This window comes from Ruegeria sp. L12, assembly GCF_056531745.1.
Window position 1 is genome coordinate 219,142 of record NZ_JBQFMH010000002.1, and the last position, 20,160, is coordinate 239,301.

A 20,160-nucleotide genomic window follows, 5' to 3' on the forward strand; every position below is an offset into this window, starting at 1 on the left:
GGAATGCCGCCGCCAGCGGCTTGGCATGTTCAACGCGCGGGCAATGTGCTAGCGCTGTCTCGTTTGCTTTTCTGAAACGGTTTTCGACATGCGCGCGGCCCGGACGCCCCCTCGTTTGATCACGCTGATCTTTGCCACGGCGCTGTCGGTGCTGTCGCTGAACATGTTCCTGCCGTCGCTGGCGCATATGAGCGAGGATTTCGCGGTGGATTACGGCCTCGTGAACATTTCGGTCGCGGGGTATCTGGCGGTTTCAGCGGTGCTGCAACTGATCATGGGGCCGCTGTCGGACCGGTTCGGGCGCAGGCCGGTCCTGCTGATCTGTTTGACGATCTTTGTCTTCGCTTCGATCGGCTGTGCTTTGGCCGAGTCGATCTGGCTGTTCCTGGGCTTTCGCTTGTTGCAGGCGGCAGTGGTGGCAGGGTCAGTTTTGTCCAGCGCCTCAATCCGGGACCGGTACTCGCCAAATGAAGCCGCCAGCAAGCTGGGTTACATCGCGATGGCCATGGCACTGGCGCCGATGCTGGGGCCGATGTTGGGCGGTACATTGGACATGCTCTTTGGCTGGCGTGCGGGGTTCGTTCTGTACTCGCTGCTGGGGGCAGGGCTGCTGACCCTGCTGTGGTTCGACATGGGCGAGACGAATATCAACCGCGCCTCGACCTTCTCGGCCCAGATGCGCGAGTATCCTCACCTGTTCCGGGCACGACGCTTCTGGGGCTATGCCCTATGCGCGGCCTTTTCGATTGGAGGGTTCTACAGCTTCATCACCGGCGCACCCTTGGTCGCTGCTGCATGGTTCGATCTGAGCCCAGCAATGCTGGGCCTCGGCATCGGCATTATCACCGGCGGCTTTATGGTCGGTAACTTCGTCACCGGACGGATCGCGGCACGCACCCGTCTGACCACGATGATCCTGATCGGGCGGATCGTGGCGTCGACCGGGCCGTTTTGTGGGTTGCTTCTGTTCTCGGCGGGCCTGGGCTCGGTCTGGGTATTTTTCGGCTCGGCCATCTGCGTGGGGTTCGGCAACGGTTTGACCAACGCCAATGCGTCCGCCGGTGTCATGTCCGTTCGCCCCAAGCTGGCGGGCAGCGCGGCGGGGCTGTCGGGAGCAATGGTCGTGGCGCTTGGTGCCATCCTGACCTCGATGACGGGCGCCTTGGTCAGCCCTGAAAACGGGCCTTATCTGGTGCTGAGCATGATGTGCGGCAGCAGCTTCATCGGCCTTCTCGCGGTGCTTTATGTCCGTCGCGTGGATCGTCTGGAGCCACTGCCGGACGCAATCTGATCACCAAAGCGCCGGGCGGGCCATCATTCCACTTTTCATGCGGCAAATACCATGTTAGGCGGCGCGCGATGGATTTCGGCGCATATCCCGCGCCCGACAGACAAGGAGAGGCCGACATGGCACTGGAACGCACATTCTCGATCATCAAACCCGATGCAACCCGCCGCAACCTGACTGGCAAGATCAACGCCAAGTTCGAAGACGCGGGTCTGCGCGTTGTTGCACAAAAGCGCATCCACATGACCAAAGCTCAGGCCGGCAAGTTCTACGAAGTGCATGCCGAGCGTCCGTTCTATGACGAACTGTGCGAATTCATGTCGTCGGCTCCGGTCGTCGTTCAGGTACTGGAAGGCGAAGGCGCCATTGCCAAAAACCGCGAAGTCATGGGCGCAACCAACCCCGCAGACGCGGCACCCGGCACCATCCGCGCCGAATTCGCTGAATCGGTCGGTGAAAACTCGGTCCACGGTTCGGATGCGCCGGAAACCGCGGCTGTAGAGATCGCATACTTCTTCTCGGGCATCGAACTGGTCGGCTAAGCCACAGCTTCGGTGAAAAGATTGGGCCGCTCCTGCCGGGGCGGCCTTTTTCGTTTTCAGATGGGTTTCAGATCGGCTGAAGTGACACGCAGGCCTACCGCGTCCAGGTCTGAGATCATCTGGCTTTCGGGCGCGCGGCTGACACCGGCCTTGATCGCATCGAACCGTTTGCGCAGGGCTTTCTTCTCTTCCCCCTTGCAGTCGTTCCACGGACGGCCCTGCAGCCCCATCACCAGAACATAATATCCGATGAAATGCGGGCGCGAGCCGGCTTGGAGCAGGCGCGCATAAGCCTCATCCGCACCCAATTCCCGCAATTGCTGCGCAGAATGGATGCCCGCACGGGTGCAGGCCTGCTCGAAGGCGGGTCCAAGATTTCGGATTGAAGAGACCGGATCTGACATGGGCCTTTCTTAGCCTGATCAGCATCCGCTGTCATCCGCGCAGAGTTGTCCGGATGTGTCGCATGCGCTAGGCATGAGATGGACAGGGAGGATGCGATGAGCCGCGTAAGCCATCAATATTTGGTAAAAAATCTGGATCTAACGCACCCGCCGGACGGCTTTGTCGAGGATCCGTTCCCCTTCTATGATGCTTTGCTCGAACATGCGCCGGTGCTGCCGCAGCCCGATGGCTCGGTCCTGTTGTCGCGTCACGCCGATCTGGATCGAATCTATCGCGACACCACGCTTTATTCGTCAGACAAGAAAGCCGCTTTTGGTCCGAAATTCGGCGTGGACTCTCCACTATTCGAGCACCACACGACCTCGCTGGTCTTCTCTGACCCGCCATTGCACACGCGGGTACGCAAGATCATGACCTCGGCCCTGACACCGCGCGCCATTGCGCGGATGGAGCCAGGCCTGATCGAGACCGTGGACGCATTGCTGGATGCTATGGCGGGCCGGGAACAGGTGGATTTGATCGAAGATTTCGCCTCGACCATCCCGATCCAGATCATCGGGAATCTGCTGGATGTGCCGATGTCCGAGCGTGGGCCGTTGCGTGACTGGTCATTGGCCATTTTAGGCGCGCTGGAACCGGCGTTGACCGAGGTGCAGTTGGCGACAGGGCACCAGGCGGCGACCGACTTCAAAACCTATCTTGAAGACCTTGTTGCCCGTCGCCGCGCCAATCCGGGCGATCCGGAAACAGATGTGCTGACCCGTCTGATCCGGGGTGAAGGGGCCGATGCAAAGCTCAGCGAAATCGAGTTGCTGCAGAACTGCATCTTCATCCTGAACGCGGGGCACGAAACCACCACAAACCTGATCGGCAACGGGTTAGCGCTGCTGCATGATCATCCGGATCAGCAGCAGCGCCTGTCTGAGGACGCTGCGTTGATCACTTCGACCGTCGAAGAGGTGCTGCGCTTTCGCTCACCCAACCAGTTCGGCAACCGTGAAACTACGGCGGATGTTGAGTTGCACGGTCTTCACATTGCCAAAGGCACCAACCTGCACCTGTGTATCGGTGCGGCCAACCGGGATCCGGCGGTGTTCGATGATCCGGGGTGGTTCGACATCACCCGCAAACCCAACCGGCATCTGGCTTTCGCCGGGGGTCCGCATGTCTGTGTCGGGCTGACGCTGGCACGGCTGGAGGGACGGGTTGCGCTGGGTCGGTTCTTGCGCAGGTATCCGGATTACAGATTGCTGCCCGCGCGCCAGCATGGCGGCAGGATCAGGTTCAGGGGATACGCGTCGCTTCCGGCAAAGATTTAAAAGCAAATACAATATGCAATGCGGCTTTTTTAAACTGCCTCACGGCTTTCGCGCCAACCTCAGAACAGTCTCAAGCCCTGGCTTGCGGTTCTGCGCCATGAACTTGCCGCCGTGCATGTGCGAGATCGCCGCGACCAGTGCCAGACCGAGGCCCGCGTTGCGTTCGGTGCGGGCGGGATCAAGGGTCACGAACGGCATCTGTAATCGCGGCAGATCGCTTTCCGGCACACCGGGACCCCGGTCGCGAACGCTCAGCAAGGTAAAGTCGCCATCTTCGCGGATATCGATGGTGATTGCGGTGCCCGCAGGGGCATAGCGCATCGCGTTTTCCAGAAGGTTGGACAGCGCCTGTGATAACAGCGGGCGGTGACCCTGGATCGGTTCGGCACTGCCCTTGACCTCCAGCCGGATGTTCTGATCCGCGGCGACGGGTTCATACAGTTCGACCACATCGCCTACCAACTGCTGCAATTTCACAGGTTCGAACTGCTCACGGCCCAAGCCGGCCTCGGCACGCGAGATTTCGGTGAGCTGGCTGAGAACCCGCAGCAAATGATCGATCTCGCCGGTGGCGCGGGCCATGTCTATGTCCCGTTCCTGATCACTTTTGCCCGGCTCAGCCAGCGCCTCGACGCGCTGACGCAGCCGCGACAGGGGCGAGCGCAGATCGTGCGCGATGGAATTCGACGTCGTGCGCAGATTGCTGATCAGCTCTTCAATCCGGTCCAGCATGTTGTTGAGCGTGCCCGAGACCTGATCAAACTCATCCCCGGTGCCGCGCAAGGGCATCCGCAGCGCCAGATCGCCGGAGACGATGTTGTCCGCCGTATCGGCAATATCCTTGAGGCGTGAGAACACCAGACGTGTCAGCAACCATCCGGTCAGCAGGCTGAGTGCCAATGCTGTGGCAAGCGCCAGAGCGACAGATCGGAACAGGGCGCGGTCGAACTGCTGTCGCGCCAATGCGTCTCGCCCGACCAGCAATCGCTCTCCTCCCGGCAGTCGGAAAGAGGCCGCTGAAATTGGCACGGTCTGGTCGCTGTCCTCGCGACGCAGCTGCAGCTCGACCCAGCCGCTGCCAGGGGTGATTCCGTCTGGCCAATGGGACAGGTTGCCTGCCAGTTTGGTGCCTTGCCGACCGGTCAGCAGATATAGCGCGTCGCGTTGCGCTGCGGTCGGAAGACGGCGGTCAATGGCCGAGATCAACCCGATCATGCCGCGCCGTTCATATTCATCCGCCAGACCGGTAAGCTCGGCCTGAACGACCGATCGCGTCTCGCCCGAGATGGTGCGGTTGGCGGTAAAATAGACTGTCGCCAGCACAGCCGCCGTCAGCAACGTGCTCAGCACCATGCTGGCGATCACCAGCCGGGTGCGTGCGTTCTTCAGCGACAGGCGCAGGTCAGGCATCCGAAACCATATATCCGGCGCCCCGAACCGTTTCGATCATCGGGTCCGCGCCGTCTTCATCAAGTTGGCGGCGCAGTTTCGAGATATGGACGTCCACTACATTGGTATTCGGGTCAAAGTGATAATCCCATACACCTTCCAGCAACATCGTGCGCGACACGACACGGTTCTTACGGCGCAGGAAGAATTCCAGAATCTGGAATTCACGCGGCGTCAGTGTAATCTCGCGCCCGCTGCGGGTGACCTTACGGGTCAGCAGGTCCATTTCCAGATCGCGACACGCCAGGGTCGGGGTCTCTTCCGCTTCTTGCGGGCGGCGCAAAAGCGCTTCGATCCGGGCGTGCAGTTCCTGAAACGAGAAGGGTTTGACCAGATAGTCATCCGCCCCGGCGCGCAGTCCCTTGACCCGCTCGTCAACGGCGCTCATCGCGGTCAGCATCAGCACCGGGGTTTTCAGCCCCGCCGCCCGCATCGATTTGATCAGCGATAACCCGTCCAGACCGGGCAGCATCCGATCCAGCACAATGGCGTCAAACCCGCCGTCGGTGGCATGGTACAGACCTTCGCGGCCATCTGATGCGACTTCGACCACATAGCCTTCTTCGCCAAAGCCCTTGGCGATGAAATCCCGGGTCTCCTGGTCATCCTCAACAATCAACAGGCGTCTGCTCATGGTCGGGGCTCCTTTCCCAATCGGATATAAACACAGATACTCTTTGAAAAAAACAGGCCGGGTGCGAGGCCGCACCCGGCTGTCCCAGTGGCGCGTGGACACTTCGCGGCCTCCGGAATAGGCGCACCAGATTTCCCCATCATGTGGCGCGCTTAGGTGTTGTGGTTCAGGCGATCTCGACCGCCACGAAGATCTGGTTGCCGCCGCGATTGATCAGAACCAGCGCCGGATCGGTCTTTTCGCTCTCTAGCGCGCTTTTCAATGCGTCCGGAGTAGCCGTTTCCAGATTGCCAAGACGCACGATCACGTCGCCGCGTTGCAGTCCGGCCTTTGCGGCAGGGCTCTCGGGGTTCAGATCGGTGACGATCACGCCGGTCACGTCCTCTCCGACACCGGTTTCAGCGCGTGCGGTTTCGGTCAGAGGTGCAACGGTCACGCCAAGCGACGTGCCCTTGAATTCCTCTTCCACCACGCTGTCGGTCGCTGCCGAGGCGGCCTGATGCTGACCGATGGTCAGTTCGATCTGTTCTTCCTTGCCGTTGCGAATAACGGTCAGAACGCTGTCAGTGCCCACTTTGGTGGTGCCAACAAGGATCGGCAGATCACTACTGGAATCAACGGGTTCTCCGTTGAAGCTCAGGATGACGTCGCCCTGTTGCAGCACACCATCAGCGGGGCTGTCGGTGACGACATCGGAAACCAGCGCGCCCGCTGCGGTGTCGATCCCCATTGCCGATGCCAGTTCCGGGCTGATATTCTGGATCGAGACGCCCAGCCACCCGCGGCTGACCTGACCGTCATCGCGCAGATCGGTGGTGATGTGATCGACGATGTTCGAGGTCACGGCAAACCCAAGACCCACCGAACCACCGCTGGGCGAGTAGATGGCCGAATTCACACCGATGACTTCGCCTTCCATGTTGAACAGCGGACCGCCCGAGTTGCCCTTGTTGATGGCTGCATCGGTTTGAATGAACTCGGCATAAGGCCCTTCCGAGATGTTGCGGCCCTTGGCCGAAACGATACCGGTTGTCACGGTCGAGCTGAGCCCGAACGGGTTGCCAATGGCCACCACGTCCTCACCCACACGGATTACGTCGCTGTCACCCAGTTGAACGGCCTGCAGGTCTTCGCCCGCGTCGATTTTCAAAACGGCGATATCGGTCAGCGGATCGGTGCCGATGATTTCCGCCTCGAATACACGATCATCGTTCAGGCGTACGGTGACCTCGGAGGCGTTGTCGACCACGTGATGGTTGGTGACGATGTACCCGGCCTCATCCAGTACGAATCCCGAACCAAGACCTTGCGCCGGACCCCGCTGCGGCATCTGGAACCCCTCGGGGCCGCCGAAGCGTTTGAAGAACTCACCAAAGGGCTGGCCCTCGAAATTGAACTCCTGACCCTGCGCCGGGGTCGGTGCCGCGTCTTGCTTGGCGATAATGGTGACGACCGACGGCGATACGGTTTCAACCAGATCGGCCAGCGCTTCGTCCGCCATCGCGGGCAGGGCGGTTGTGGCCAGCATGGCCGCGCCCAATGTGCAGGCCCCAAGCCAGTTCGATGTGCGGGGGAAAAGCAGTGAGGATTTACGGATGCTCATTTTGACTCCTGTCTGTGTTTGGCGGTTAAGCCCGCGCTTGTGACAGGAGATGCCCCAGCAATCTTGGTGGTTCCTGAGCGAAAGATTAAGAAACCTTAATTTCGCCATTTTCTGGTATTTCTATGCGCCCACCGACTCCGGGCGGATGAGCGGGAATCAGCCAATCCAAAGCCGCACGAATCGGTGGATTGTTGCCGGTTTTGCCCAGGCTGGACCAAAAGCGCCATATTGATTCAGTTTTGTTAACAAACTTAGCGTTCGTGGTGTTGGAGTGCCGATGCTCAGCTTATGGTTGCATCATTGATCAACGCTCTTGCTTCGCGCTGAACAGACTGACCGTAATAATAACGATGTCTTACGGTTAGAAAGCTTTTGAAGCCGATTTTACCCTGAGTTGCCGAAAGGGAAGCGCAACCTAAGCGGGATTTTTCATTGTTGCATTTTTGCGCAAACGCAAGTCCAATTCCGGGGAAATTTACCATTTCCTCCAATTTTACGTTGTTTGGAAGCATCTGATCGGCGACGATGTAATTGCCCAAGTGAGGGGGGCCCGAGACACTAGGGGGTGTCAAAGGCACATTTCAGTCTCTGAAGCGCAGAGCGGCATGTTAACGAGGGGGTCTTGTTTAGGTTCGGCAGCTGATAGTCAGACAGCCTGTATGGCGATCTGATCGCGCTGGAGAGATTGGTGAAAGTGGTAGTCCTGTTTTTTGGGCAAGCGGCCCGGTCATTTTCGACCGGGCCGCATCTATTTCGGGGGGCGGCTTGATCGCCAGTCCGCCCAATCCGATGGGGTATCCAGATCCAGCAAGGCGTTTCTGCCCGGCAAGCGCTGTAGGTGTACCTTGCCTTTGTTGCGCTTCACCACGTCTTGCGCTCCGCTGTCTCCGGTCAGTTGCGCAAGGTCGCGGAACAGCGTGCGTTCAAAGATCACCGGATGGCCGGGCATGCCATCCCGGGTTGCGCCACGCCAGACCAGATTGTCGGGGTGTTCTGACATCGAGCGGACCACGGCATTCAGATCCCCCGATGTCAGGTCAGGCAAATCTGCCAGCAGGATCATGACCGCGGGTGCATCCGCAGGGACCAGGGCCAATGCCCCGCGCAGGCTGGCATTCATTCCTTCTGCGGCGTTTTCAATCTCGGCTTCGGTGACACCAAGCCCATCGAGCACCTCGTACCGGGCATGAGGCTTGGGGGGCAGGGCGGCGATCACCCGACCAACGGCCTGCGCCGTTTGCGCGGATCGGCGCAGCAACGGAATGCCGTCTATCGGCTGCATCAGCTTGTCCACGCCGCCCATGCGGCTGGACTGTCCAGCGGCCAGAAGAATGATCGGAATAGCGCTCATATAGTGACCATGCCGTCTGGCGTAAGCCAAGTCACCCCCGCATCCGGGCGCCATCCGCATCGAACAGGGGTGTGCTGATCACCCGAGCGCTGCGCATCTGACCGAGGATTTCGATCTCGACCGCCTGACCGTCTGTTGCATGTTCGGTGGGCAGGAATCCCATGGCGATGGATTTCCGGGCATAGTGAGAATATCCGCCAGAGGTGCAGAAACCGACTACATCGCCCTGCAGCCAGATCGGCTCATAGGCGTTGACGTCGACGTCTTCGGCATCAACCTCGAAAGCGACCAACTTTCGGGTCGCGCGCTCAGCCTCGGCAGCTTCGCGTCCGATGAACGGGCTGGGCTTCGAGAAGGCAATGAACCGGTCCAGACCGGTTTCCGCCGCTGTGTAGTCAGGCGAGAATTCCCGCATCCACGAGCCAAAGAACTTGTCCAGCCTCAGGCTCATCATCGCGCGCATCCCGAAGGGCACCATGCCATGGGGTTGGCCGGCTTGCCACAAGGTCCACCAAAGCTGCCGCTGCGCCATCGGATCGCAATAAATCTCATACCCCAGATCGCCGGTATAGCTGACACGCTGAACGATGCAGTCGGTCATGCCGACCGTCATGCGGCCCACGTCGAGGAAGCGCAGTGTACTGATATCATCGCGCGTGCAACTGGCCAGAACTTCGGCCGCCTTTGGCCCCGCGATCTGGAACCCGTTCAGGCGGTCACTGATATTCTCGACTTGCACCCCGTCCTGCGCGTTCTGTTGGAACCAGCGCATGTGGAAGGACTGACTGCCGTAAGAGGCGGTCAGCTGGAATTCAGTTTCACTCAGGCACGAGACGGTGAAATCGCCGATCAACTTGCCCTTCGGCGACAACATCGGCGTCAGCGACAGACGTCCGGGCTTCGGAATGCGCCCCGCCATGATCCGGTCCAGCCAGGCGCGTGCGTCCGGCCCTGAGATGCGGTACTTGCCGAAATTGTGCACTTCGTTGATGCCGACGCCTTCGCGTACAGCCCGAACTTCGCGCCCTGTGGCGTCAAACGCGTCCGAGCGGCGGAACGAGGGCGTCTCATAGCCCGGCTCATCGCCCTGCGCAAAATAGTTCGGCACTTCCAGCCCGTATTGCTGCCCCCAAACTGCGCCCAGATCGCTGAAGATGTCATACATCGGCGTGGTGCGGTTGGGGCGGGCAGCCGGAAGTTCCTCGTTCGGATAGGCGACGCTGAACCGTTTCTGATAGTTCTCGATCACTTTCGGGCGGGTATAGCCGGGGCTGATCCAGTCGCCGAAACGGGCCACGTCCATCGCAAAGACGTCGCGTTCCGGCTCACCTTCGATCATCCACTGCGCCAGTGTCAGGCCAACACCGCCGCCCTGAGAAAACCCGGCCATCACGCCACAGGCCGACCAATAGTTGCGCACGCCCGGCACCGGCCCGACCAGAGGGTTGCCGTCTGGCGCAAAAGTAAACGGCCCGTGGATGACCGATTTAACCCCGGCCTCGGCCAGAACCGGAAAGCGGCGATAGGCGAATTCGATGCTGTCGGTGATCTTGTCATAGTCATCGGGCAGCAGTTCATGGCCGAACTCCCAAGGTGTGCCGTCCACGGCCCAGGGTTTGCAGGGCTGTTCGTAGAAACCGATGCACAGGCCGCGCCCCTCCTGCCGCAAATAGCTTTCGCCAGCGGGGTCCATCACGTGTGGATGCTCTCCGCCCGCGTCGATGATCGCTTCGATTTCGGGGATGGCGTCGGTGACCAGATACTGGTGCTCCATGGGGTGGAGCGGGAAGTAGATGCCCGCCATCGCCCCAACTTCGCGCGCCCACAGACCGCCTGCATTGACGATATGTTCCGCGTGAATGGTGCCCTTGTCGGTGACCACATCCCATGTGCCGTCCGGGCGCTGATTGGTCTCGCGCACCATGCAGTGGGTTTCGATCGTGGCGCCCCCCATCCGTGCGGCTTTGGCATAGGCATGGGTGGTACCCGAAGGGTCAAGATGCCCGTCCAGCGGATCGTAGAGCGCGCCGAGGATACCGTCGGTGTTGGTGATCGGGGCGATCTTTTTGATCTCATCGGGGCCTACGATCTCGGTCTCAAGGCCCATGAAGCGATGCTTGGCGCGTTCGGCCAGCAGCATGTCGAACCGGTCCTGATTGTCGGCCAGCGTAACGCCGCCCACATGGTGCAGGCCGCAGGACATGCCGGTGATCTCTTCCAGCTCTTTATACAGCCTGATCGTATAACCCTGCAGCGCGGCCATGTTGGTGTCGCCGTTCAGCGTGTGAAACCCGCCCGCCGCGTGCCAGGTCGAACCGCTGGTCAACTCAGACCGTTCCAGCAGCATCACGTCCGACCAGCCGAGTTTGGTCAGGTGATAGAGGACCGAACATCCGACAACGCCGCCTCCGATAACTGCGACACGGGTGGTGGTTTTCACGATTGATCTCCCATTATTTGGGGAAAAACTGTCGATCTGATGCAGATATTACTATTCCGTTAGCGACAACAGGTGTCGTATGTCACGTTTTGCACCAGCTTTGGATTTGTAAAGCTTTCTCACGCAACCAAAGTGCATCGAAACCACCGACCAGTCTGTAACCGCGTGAAAACAGATCGGTCGCCTGTGCTTCGTTCAGCGCGACGTTCCCCAGTGGAATTCCAGCTTTGAAGGCAGCTTTTTCCACCTTCTGAACAGCTGAAACAAAGTCCGGGTGATCGAATTGGCCCATCACACCCAGTTCTGTGCTCAGGTCGAACTGTGCGATGATCAACAGATCGACACCAGGTGCAGCGCAAATCGCGTCAATGTTTTCAATGGCTTCTGCTGTCTCGACCAGTATGCAGCAGATCAGTTCCGGTCCAACAGCGCCGGGATAGGTGGCAAGCGTTTCCCCCCAACGCGATTGCGCAAGAAAGGGCCCGAAACCACGGGTGCCATCGGGAGGATAACGCAGGCTTTCGACGGCGCTCCGGGTATCTTCCACGGTTCGGATAAGCGGGAAAACAATACCTTCTGCGCCCAGATCCAGAGCACGCTTAACATCTGCCGGCTGGTTTTGCGCAACACGCACCAACGGCGCACAGTTTGTTCCCGCGGTTGCGGCGATCATCGCGTGGGCCGAGGCATAATCGACCGCACCATGCTCAAGGTCTATGATCAGTGAATCGACCCCGCAGGCTGCCAACGCCTGAGTAACGGTTGCCGATGGTATCGTGCACACCACCGAGCTGAGTCGATCTTGTGTGTCCTGCAATTTCTTCTTGAGGCTGGGCATAATGTATTTGTCCTGCAATTCATTGGTATTTTCGATGACAGGCACCCTAGCAGCGCTCGGGTTAATACCGAAAACAAATTGCATACGTTACAGAGGGCGCACTTTCAGCCCGGTAATCCGGTTCCCCTCGCGCGCGGTCACCTCGAACCGGAAGCCGTGAAACGAGAACACCTGACCGACGATAGGGATCATCTGAGCTTCGTGGATCACCAGACCGGCCAGCGTGTTGGCCTCTTCATCCGGCAGTGACCAGTCGAGCGCGCGGTTGGCGTCGCGGATGGTCATCGCGCCTTCGACCAGATATTGGCCATCGTCGGTTCGGGTGACGGGCACCTCTTCGTCGATATCGAACTCGTCAGCGATCTCGCCCACGATCTCTTCCAGAATATCCTCGAGCGTGATCAGCCCGCGCAGCGATCCGTATTCGTCGACAACCAGTGCAAAATGGCTGTGCATCCGAAGAAACTCGCGCATCTGGTCGTCCAGAGTGGTGGTCTCGGGCACGAAGTAAGGATCGTTGGCCACTTTCGCGATGTCGAAATTCTTCAGCCTTTCGGTATCGCCATCCGCGCCGCCGACCTGGGCGTACATTGCGCGAAACAGGTCTTTGGCATGGACGACGCCGACGATGTTTTCCTGTTCATCCCGAAACACGGGCAGGCGGGTATGGGGGCTTTCCAGGCATTGTTGCAGGATCATTTCGGGCTCGGCATCCGCGTCGATCATCTCGATATTCGAGCGGTGGAGCATGATTTCTTCCACCGCGCGGTCGCCAAGGTCCAGCGCGCCCAGAATACGGTCTCGGTCTTCCTTTTCGACCACTCCCTCGGAATGGCCCAGCTGCAGGGCGCCGGCGATTTCCTCGCGCACAGCCAGAATGTGGCTGTCCGGGTCGATCTTTACGCCGAACAGGCGCAGGACGCCACGCACCAGCAGCCGTACCGCAGCCACCATTGGTGAGAATACTGTGACCACGATACTGATGACCGGCGCGACCAGTGCCGCGGCTTTTTCGGCATTGGTGATGGCATAGGTCTTGGGCAGCACCTCGGCGAAGATCAGAACCAGAAGGGTCATCACCAGTGTAGCCAGCGCAACGCCGCTTTCGCCGAACAGCCGGGTGAAAAGGGCGGTGGCCAGCGAGGCCGCCAGAATGTTCACAAGATTGTTGCCCAGCAGGACCGAGCCGATCAGACGTTCATTATCGTCGGTGATATCAAGCGCCTTCTGCGCCCCCTTCGATCCCTTGTCTGCCTGTGCCCTCAGCTTGCCGCGCGAGGACGCTGTCAGCGCTGTTTCCGAGCCAGAGAAGAAGCCCGACAGCACGAGCAGAAGAAGAATAGAGCCTGTGGTGATCCAGAAGGCGCCATCAAGCAGAGAAGAGGTGGGTTCCATCGGTCCTTGAATATGTTTGTTGCTGCATTGGTTATGGGGGTGCAGCCCCGTACGATCAAGGGGTTAGTCCTGATCGCCCTTGTCGTCTTTCGCCAATGGATGGTGTTCCAGCACCAGTTCCGACAGGCGTTCGTCCAGCACGTGAGTGTAAATCTCGGTCGTTGCCACATCCGCATGGCCCAGCAGCGTCTGGATCGAGCGCAGATCGGCACCGTTGGCCAGCAGATGCGTTGCAAAGGCGTGGCGCAGGGTGTGTGGGGTGACTTTTTCAGGCGAAACGCCGCCCTCGACCGCCAGATCCTTGATCAGCAGAAAGAACATATGCCGGGTCAGATGACCGGATTTCCCGCGTGAGGGGAACAGGAAGCGCGAGGTCTGGCCACCTTTGGCAACAGATTGCTCTTCGGCTTCGTCGCGCTCTGTCAACCAAGCGGCCAGCGCATCGCGGGCGTCGGGGGACAGGGGCACCATCCGCTCTTTCCCGCCCTTGCCAAGCACCAGCAGCATACGCGGGTCGCCACGGGCCGAAGAAACCGGCAGCGAGACCAGTTCGGTCACGCGCATACCCGTAGCATAGAGCAGTTCCATCAGGCAGGTGTTGCGTACCTTGTCGGCTTGCGTCCGGCCGGTTCGGCGTGCCGCCGCCAGAAGCCGGTCAACCTCGGCCACGTCCAGCGTTTTGGGCAGGCGTTTGGCGCGGCCCGGACCTTTGATCTGGATCGCCGGGTTGGTCTCGCGCCAGCCCTCCTCGAACGCAAAGCGATAGAGCTGCTTGATAGCCGACAATCGTCGCGCCCGCGTCGAGCGGGACAATCCTTGTGCGTCGCAATCGATCAGATAGCCTTCGATCCGGTCCCGGTCTGCCTCCGCAAAGCTGGCCTTGCGGCGTTCAAGCCAGGCGGAAAAATCCTTCAGGTCGCGCCCGTATGCCAGCAGCGTGTTGGTCGCCGCCCCAAGCTCGGCTGCTTGCGCTTCGAGAAAGGTGGATATCCACAATTCCTGTGAGGCGGGCGCGGCCATGGTCAGGCCCCGTTGAGGATCATCAACTGCAATGCTGCCCGGCGGGCGGTATCTTCAAGACCCACGCGGCGGAAGGCGGCGATTGCGGCGGTCAGGTCCACCAGATTGCCGCGCGCGCCATGGGCGAACAGTTGCATGGTTTCCAGAATGGCCTCACCCAGCTGATCGTTGCTCAGCAGCGCATCGATATCCGACGGGATCGGGGCCGACCAAGCGAACCCTTCCGAAATTGCGTCCGCCAGCGGAGTGGGGGCCTCGGCGCGCCCCGGATCACCCACGGCAAGGGCGGCGAGAAAGGCGTTGGCTTCAACGCCCTCCGGCACGTATTGCGCGGCCTCTTCATAGAGTTCGGACAGCAACAAAACCCGCCACCGCAGATTTTCGGCAGATGGGTTCGACAGTGTCAGGGGGGCAAGACGCGGCGCAAACAATTCGGCAAACGCGACCTCTAGGCCGACGGTTTGCATCTGCGACCACGCGGCGGTCAGCGTTTTTGCTATCGCTTCAAGGTTCCCGGTGTTCAGCGCGGTCTCGAACCGCTGGATTGCGGCAACACGGTCCCAAACTGCGCCCGAGGCGGCAGGCGAACGTTCGGTATAGAGACCCAGCAACTGGTTCGGAGTCAGCGCCCCGATCCGGGTCAGACGCTCGGCAGCCTCGATCTGAGCCTTCCAACCGGCGACGTCCCGCAGATCGGCATTGGCAAAAGCCCGGGGCAGCGAGGCGGTGGGCAGGCGCTCCCCAATGGCTTCGAACAGGCGAAAGGTCAGCGGATCGGGGTTTTCCGGCTGCGGCAGATATTCGGCACCTTCAAACAGTTCGGGGCTGAGAAAGCGGTCGAGCAGGGCAAGCTCATCATCGGGCAGGACGTGAAGCGCGTGCGCGGCCTCAATCGTCAATGCGGCCGAGGCCCAGTCTCCGCGCCGCGCTTTGCAGAAAATCTGTGCGGCATAGTCCCGTGACAGATGCGGCTGCGCGATCAGCGCGGTGCAACTGCGATCTTCATCTCCGGTCAGCAAGGTGGCATCGAACCAGCGTTTGAACCGGTCCTGCGTGTCGGTTGGCCCGGCCAGTTGCACCAGCGATTGGACCGGGTCCGATGCGCCCAGTTGCATCAGGCGATCCAGCCGCGCATTCAGCAAAACATCCTGCGTTTGTGCGCCTGCGGGCGGGCGTGCCTCGGTCAGCAACAACGTGAACAGCAGACGCTGCATTGCGGGATTGGCCCTGACCGGAACATGGGCAATCAGGTCCGCAAGCCGTTCGGGCGCACTGCCTTGCCACAAATCCACCGGCAACCCGGTGACCGAGGAGGCCACCAGACCCAATGGGGGCGACAGCGCCTCAAGCGGTGTTACCTGCACGTCGGGTTGCAGCCCGGTCTGTGTGACCGGAGGTTCCAGCAACACGGTGCCCGGCAGATTCTCTGGCGGATCGGTCAGCCAGTCGATGGCCGATAAGGGTTCCGCAGTTTGTGCCTGCGCTGAGCCGGCCAGAAAAAGCGCCAGCAAGGTCGCTCTAGTCGGCATTCAGTGTGACCGGTTCGCGGATTTCGCTTTGAGGCGCAGAGAAGTCTGCGCCAAAGAATGGCCCGACATAGGCATACCCAACCAGCCCGATGAAACACAGGCAAATAAGGTAAATCAGGAACTTGATCAAACGACCCATGGGTGAAGGCTGCCTCAAATTTTGGTTTTGCCCAAGTTATAACTGGCATTTTTTCCAAGATCACGTCATTCACGATGAAATGAGCGAAATTAAGCATAACGCGTCGCGCCCCGGCACCGCCGAACGGTTTCGATTGTACAAAACCGTTGTTTTGGTCGGAATGATGGGCGCAGGAAAGACCGCCGTGGGGCGTGCGCTGGCCGCGCGGCTGGGTGTTCCGTTTCTGGATAGCGATGCCGAGATCGAATCGGCGGCCAACTTGACGATCCCGGAAATTTTTGCCCGCGATGGTGAGGCATTCTTCCGCGGTAAGGAAACTCAGGTCATCGGGCGGCTGCTGGACGAGAAGGAAAAGGGCATTCTGTCGACCGGAGGCGGGGCGTTTCTGGCTGCAGGTAATCGCCAGATGATCTCGGACCGCGGGGTCTCGGTCTGGTTGCGGGCCGATCTGAACGTGCTGTGGAACCGGGTCAAGCACAAGGACACTCGGCCCTTGCTGCGCACCGCTGATCCCTATGCGACATTGCGCGATTTGTATTACGCGCGTGTGCCCGTCTATGAACAGGCCGATCTGGTCGCCGATTCGGACGGCGAAACCGCGATCGAGGATATGGTGGGCCGGGTTATCACAGCGCTTGAGACGCGCCCGGATGTTTTGGAACGGAATTAATGCATCAGACCGTACATGTAGACTTGGCCGAGCGTTCCTATGACGTTGAGATCGGTCCGAACCTTCTGGCGCAGGCCGGTGCGCGCATCGCCCCGTTGCTGCCGCGCCCGCGCGTTGCGGTGCTGACGGATGAGACAGTCGCGGATCTGCATCTGGACGCGTTGCGCGACGGTCTTGCCACATCTGGCATCGAGATGACATCGCTGGCGCTTCCTGCCGGAGAGGCCACCAAAAGCTGGCCGCATTTCGAACGTGCGGTTGAATGGTTGCTGGCCGAGAAGGTCGAGCGCCGTGATGTCGTTGTCGCCTTTGGCGGCGGCGTGATCGGCGATCTCGCGGGTTTTGCAGCTGCTGTGATGCGGCGCGGTGTGCGGTTCGTTCAAATCCCGACCTCTCTGCTGGCGCAGGTCGACAGTTCGGTCGGGGGCAAAACCGGAATCAATGCGCCCCAAGGCAAGAACCTGATCGGGGCGTTCCACCAGCCCTCGCTTGTGCTGGCCGATACGGCCGTGTTGGGGACACTGACCGCGCGCGATTTTCTGGCCGGATATGGCGAAGTGGTGAAATACGGCCTGCTGGGGGATGCCGAATTCTTCGAATGGCTCGAACGTAACGGTCCAAGCCTGTCTTCCGGCGACATGGCGGCGCGTGTTGAGGCCGTGACCAGGGCGGTTCAGATGAAGGCCGATGTCGTTTCGCGAGATGAGACCGAACAGGGGGATCGCGCCCTGCTGAATCTGGGCCATACCTTCTGCCACGCACTGGAAGCGGCAACTGGATATTCCGACCGTCTACTGCATGGTGAAGGCGTGGCCATCGGCTGCGCATTGGCGTTTGAACTGTCTGCGAGGCTGGGCCTGTGTTCGCAGGAAGATCCAAGCCGCGTGCGGGCACATCTGCGCGCGATGGGGATGAAAACCGATTTGGCCGACATTCCCGGAGATTTGCCGGGTGCCGGGGCTCTGGTCGATCTGATGGCGCAGGATAAAAAGGTGCTCGACGGTCAGTTGCGATTCATTCTGGCACGCGGCATTGGGCAGGCCTTTGTCACATCGGATGTCCCGAGGGATGCGGTGATATCGGTGCTCGAAGACGCGCTGGAGATGTGCTGACCCGGGCGCTCAGCGCCCCTGAATCACCATCAGTTCGCCGATATTCTCGCGGGTGATATATCCGACCATCTTACCGGCCTTGGTGCAGACCGCGATGGCTGGAGCGCCCGAGTGCAACCCTTCGAGCACTTTGTTCAGACTGCTGGTCAGTGAAACCTGCGGAATGCTGGTCTCCATAATCGACACCGCAGGTTCCGATCGTGGGTGATTGCCCGCAAGGGCAGCAAACAGATGATTGCGGGTGACAAAGCCCAGCAATTCGCCCTCGTGATCCAGCACCGGAAACTCGTGCTGCGTGGTGTGGATGACGGCTTGCGCTGCGGTGGCCAGCGTGTCCTCGGGCGAGAGTGCGTGGAATTCGGTGATCATCGCGTCGCGCGCCTGCACCCGTCGCGCGACCGAGCGCATGGCGACATCCTGACTTTCGGCATTGGCCGCGACAAAGACAAAGATCGCGATCAGAACCAATATCGGATTGGCAGAGGTCAGCCCGAGGAAGCCAAGCCCGACTGCCACCATCTGCCCGGCGACCGCAGCATAGTGAGTCGCCTTGACCCGATCCATCTTCAGGCACAGCAGGGCACGGAACACACGCCCACCGTCCATCGGAAAGGCCGGGATCATATTAAAGGCAGCCAGCAGCAGGTTCACATAGGCCAGCCGGGTCAGCAAATCCGAATGTGTCGATTCAATCTGGGCAAAGGTCTCGAGCTGTGTTCCCGCGCCAAGCACCACCAGTATGGCCCAGATCACCACATTCACCGCAGGGCCGGCCAGAGCAACCCAGACCTCTTGCATCGGCATTTCCGGCATGCGTTCCAACCGGGCCAGCCCGCCGATGGGCAACAGCGTGATGTCAGGGGTACGAATGCCATAGCGCCGCGCCATCAGGGCATGGCCGAACTCATGCGCGACGACACAGGCAAACAGCGCCAGAACGAACAGAAGATTGTCGATAGCAGCAGGCCAGCCGCCGCGGGAATAGGCGGCGAAACCAACCCATGCCAGCAAAAGGAAGAAGGTGACATGGACCCTCAGTTCCGAACCGAGCAATCGGCCGAGTGAGAAGGACCATGCCATGTTGTATCTCCGTTTGGGTTTAGAACGGAATCTCGTCGTCGTCGATTCCGCCGGATGCGGGGGCAGGGGCGCTGGATTGGCCACCATAGGGGTCGCCATAACCACCACCGGCTTGACCACCACCATAGCCTCCGCCGCCGCCACCGCCTTCACCGCGGGCATCCAGCATTACCAGGGTCGAGCCGAACCCCTGCAGCACAACCTCGGTCGAATAGCGGTCCTGGCCGGACTGGTCCTGCCATTTACGCGTCTGCAACTGACCCTCGACATAGATTTTCGAGCCTTTGCGCAGGTATTGCTCGGCTACCCGGACAAGGCCTTCGTTGAAGATCGCGACCGAGTGCCATTCGGTACGTTCGCGGCGCTCACCAGTGTTGCGGTCTTTCCAGGTTTCCGAGGTGGCGATGCGCAGGTTACACACCTTGCCGCCATTCTGAAATGTCCTCACCTCCGGATCGCGCCCCAGATTGCCGACCAAAATCACCTTGTTGACTGAACCCGCCATATATTCCCTCGTTTTTGTTTTGGTGGATCGCGCCCGAATCTGGGCACGCTATGCTGTTGCCGACCCTATACGGGCTGGGTCTTGGTTAAAACATGATTGATGAGGCAACATTGAGTTGGAAAATGTTAGGGTGATCTTTACCAAGCTTTCATTTCTGACTGATTTATCTATAATCCGTCTGGTTATTGAGCGTGCAGGATTGGCTTTAATGCGTTTTCTGGTTGGTGGTCTTTCGATCTTAAGTCTTTGCCTGGTGGCTTCGGTGACACAGGCGCAGACGTTATCCTCCAAGAACCGCAAGGATATCTTCCTCAAGCAATCGAAGGTTCTGGATAACCGCGCGGCGTCGCAATATCGCGGCTCGGAACGGCTCAAGCCAAAGACTGAGCGTGGGAAATTCTCGAAACGTTATACCGGTAACTACCGGGGGCAATATCTGGAACATGCGCGTAAAGCTGCGCGCCAGCACAATGTGCCAGAGGACCTGTTTTTGCGACTGGTACAGCAGGAAAGCGGCTGGAATCCGCACGCCAAATCACACAAGGGAGCGTTGGGTTTGGCGCAGTTGATGCCACAGACGGCGCGGCTGCTAGGTGTAAACCCGCATGATCCGATCCAGAACCTCGAAGGCGGGGCGCGGTATCTGTCGTGGCAATACCGCAAGTTCAAATCCTGGCGTCTGGCGCTGGCGGCTTATAACGCCGGGCCAAAAGCGGTTGAGAAGCATGGCGGTATCCCACCGTATAAAGAGACCCAGAATTACGTGAAGGTGATCTGGGGCGGTTAATCCCATGAAATAAGGCCGGTTCAGCACCGGCCATTTCTTTTAGAGTTCCCGCGA

19 protein-coding genes are annotated in these 20,160 nt (G+C 59.9%); 6 read left to right on the forward strand and 13 right to left on the reverse strand.

Going from position 1 to position 20,160, the window contains the following annotated elements:
• Window positions 1–88: 88 nt before the first annotated feature.
• Both ACR0K9_RS04020 and ndk read left to right on the forward strand, forming a co-directional pair.
• Window positions 89–1,291, forward strand: coding sequence for a multidrug effflux MFS transporter (locus ACR0K9_RS04020; RefSeq protein ID WP_480820966.1), 1,203 nt, complete (start codon window positions 89–91; stop codon window positions 1,289–1,291).
• Between the two features lie 116 nt (window positions 1,292–1,407).
• A complete protein-coding gene (gene ndk, locus ACR0K9_RS04025) occupies window positions 1,408–1,830 on the forward strand; it encodes a nucleoside-diphosphate kinase (RefSeq protein ID WP_372575233.1) in 423 nt (140 codons plus the stop codon).
• A gap of 56 nt (window positions 1,831–1,886) precedes the next feature.
• Here ndk and ACR0K9_RS04030 read toward each other — a convergent pair whose 3' ends face one another.
• Entirely contained in the window at window positions 1,887–2,234 is a 348-nt protein-coding gene (locus ACR0K9_RS04030) for a TfoX/Sxy family protein (RefSeq protein WP_480820968.1), read from the reverse strand.
• A 96-nt stretch (window positions 2,235–2,330) separates the two neighbouring features.
• On the opposite strand from ACR0K9_RS04030, the gene ACR0K9_RS04035 reads away from it, so the two are divergent.
• Entirely contained in the window at window positions 2,331–3,554 is a 1,224-nt protein-coding gene (locus tag ACR0K9_RS04035) for a cytochrome P450 (protein ID WP_480820970.1), read from the forward strand.
• 39 nt (window positions 3,555–3,593) lie between these two features.
• Here ACR0K9_RS04035 and ACR0K9_RS04040 read toward each other — a convergent pair whose 3' ends face one another.
• From ACR0K9_RS04040 to ACR0K9_RS04085, 10 genes are all read right to left on the reverse strand, one after another.
• Window positions 3,594–4,964: a sensor histidine kinase gene (locus tag ACR0K9_RS04040; protein ID WP_480820972.1), complete on the reverse strand. Its 1,371-nt coding sequence runs from the start codon at window positions 4,962–4,964 to the stop codon at window positions 3,594–3,596.
• Entirely contained in the window at window positions 4,957–5,637 is a 681-nt protein-coding gene (locus ACR0K9_RS04045; RefSeq protein WP_480532795.1) for a response regulator transcription factor, read from the reverse strand. Before ACR0K9_RS04045 ends, ACR0K9_RS04040 begins: the two co-directional genes overlap by 8 nt.
• A 166-nt stretch (window positions 5,638–5,803) precedes the next feature.
• On the reverse strand, window positions 5,804–7,240 hold the full coding sequence (locus ACR0K9_RS04050; protein ID WP_480820974.1) for a Do family serine endopeptidase: 1,437 nt from the start codon (window positions 7,238–7,240) through the stop codon (window positions 5,804–5,806).
• Between the two features lie 748 nt (window positions 7,241–7,988).
• A complete protein-coding gene (locus ACR0K9_RS04055) occupies window positions 7,989–8,621 on the reverse strand; it encodes a nucleotidyltransferase family protein (protein WP_480820976.1) in 633 nt (210 codons plus the stop codon).
• 1 nt (window position 8,622) lies between these two features.
• Window positions 8,623–11,031, reverse strand: coding sequence for a GcvT family protein (locus tag ACR0K9_RS04060; protein ID WP_480820978.1), 2,409 nt, complete (start codon window positions 11,029–11,031; stop codon window positions 8,623–8,625).
• A gap of 82 nt (window positions 11,032–11,113) precedes the next feature.
• Window positions 11,114–11,953, reverse strand: coding sequence for an HpcH/HpaI aldolase family protein (locus ACR0K9_RS04065; RefSeq protein ID WP_480820980.1), 840 nt, complete (start codon window positions 11,951–11,953; stop codon window positions 11,114–11,116).
• A 3-nt stretch (window positions 11,954–11,956) separates the two neighbouring features.
• Window positions 11,957–13,264, reverse strand: a complete 1,308-nt coding sequence (locus ACR0K9_RS04070; protein WP_480532785.1) for an HlyC/CorC family transporter — start codon at window positions 13,262–13,264, stop codon at window positions 11,957–11,959.
• A 63-nt stretch (window positions 13,265–13,327) separates the two neighbouring features.
• On the reverse strand, window positions 13,328–14,284 hold the full coding sequence (locus ACR0K9_RS04075) for a site-specific tyrosine recombinase XerD (RefSeq protein WP_480820982.1): 957 nt from the start codon (window positions 14,282–14,284) through the stop codon (window positions 13,328–13,330).
• A 2-nt stretch (window positions 14,285–14,286) separates the two neighbouring features.
• Window positions 14,287–15,813 (reverse strand): hypothetical protein, encoded by a 1,527-nt coding sequence (locus ACR0K9_RS04080; RefSeq protein ID WP_480820984.1) that lies wholly within the window; start codon window positions 15,811–15,813, stop codon window positions 14,287–14,289.
• The gene (locus ACR0K9_RS04085; RefSeq protein ID WP_480532779.1) at window positions 15,803–15,952 is read right to left on the reverse strand and encodes a hypothetical protein; all 150 of its coding nucleotides are present in this window, start codon (window positions 15,950–15,952) and stop codon (window positions 15,803–15,805) included. The genes ACR0K9_RS04080 and ACR0K9_RS04085 overlap by 11 nt, the downstream gene beginning before the upstream one ends.
• A 79-nt stretch (window positions 15,953–16,031) precedes the next feature.
• Between ACR0K9_RS04085 and ACR0K9_RS04090 the strand changes: the two genes are divergently transcribed.
• Window positions 16,032–16,622: a shikimate kinase gene (locus tag ACR0K9_RS04090; RefSeq protein ID WP_480820986.1), complete on the forward strand. Its 591-nt coding sequence runs from the start codon at window positions 16,032–16,034 to the stop codon at window positions 16,620–16,622.
• Window positions 16,622–17,734: a 3-dehydroquinate synthase gene (aroB, locus tag ACR0K9_RS04095; protein WP_480820988.1), complete on the forward strand. Its 1,113-nt coding sequence runs from the start codon at window positions 16,622–16,624 to the stop codon at window positions 17,732–17,734. The genes ACR0K9_RS04090 and aroB overlap by 1 nt, the downstream gene beginning before the upstream one ends.
• A 9-nt stretch (window positions 17,735–17,743) precedes the next feature.
• Here aroB and ACR0K9_RS04100 read toward each other — a convergent pair whose 3' ends face one another.
• Together ACR0K9_RS04100 and ssb are read right to left on the reverse strand one after the other, a co-directional pair.
• Window positions 17,744–18,814 carry a site-2 protease family protein gene (locus tag ACR0K9_RS04100; RefSeq protein WP_480820990.1) on the reverse strand — a complete coding sequence of 357 codons (1,071 nt, stop codon included), beginning with the start codon at window positions 18,812–18,814 and terminating at the stop codon, window positions 17,744–17,746.
• Between the two features lie 19 nt (window positions 18,815–18,833).
• Complete coding sequence (gene ssb, locus ACR0K9_RS04105) at window positions 18,834–19,319, reverse strand: single-stranded DNA-binding protein (RefSeq protein ID WP_480532771.1); 486 nt, start codon at window positions 19,317–19,319, stop codon at window positions 18,834–18,836.
• A 208-nt stretch (window positions 19,320–19,527) separates the two neighbouring features.
• Here ssb and ACR0K9_RS04110 point away from each other — a divergent pair, with 208 nt between their 5' ends.
• Window positions 19,528–20,106 (forward strand): lytic transglycosylase domain-containing protein, encoded by a 579-nt coding sequence (locus ACR0K9_RS04110; protein ID WP_480820992.1) that lies wholly within the window; start codon window positions 19,528–19,530, stop codon window positions 20,104–20,106.
• Window positions 20,107–20,160 lie beyond the last annotated feature (54 nt).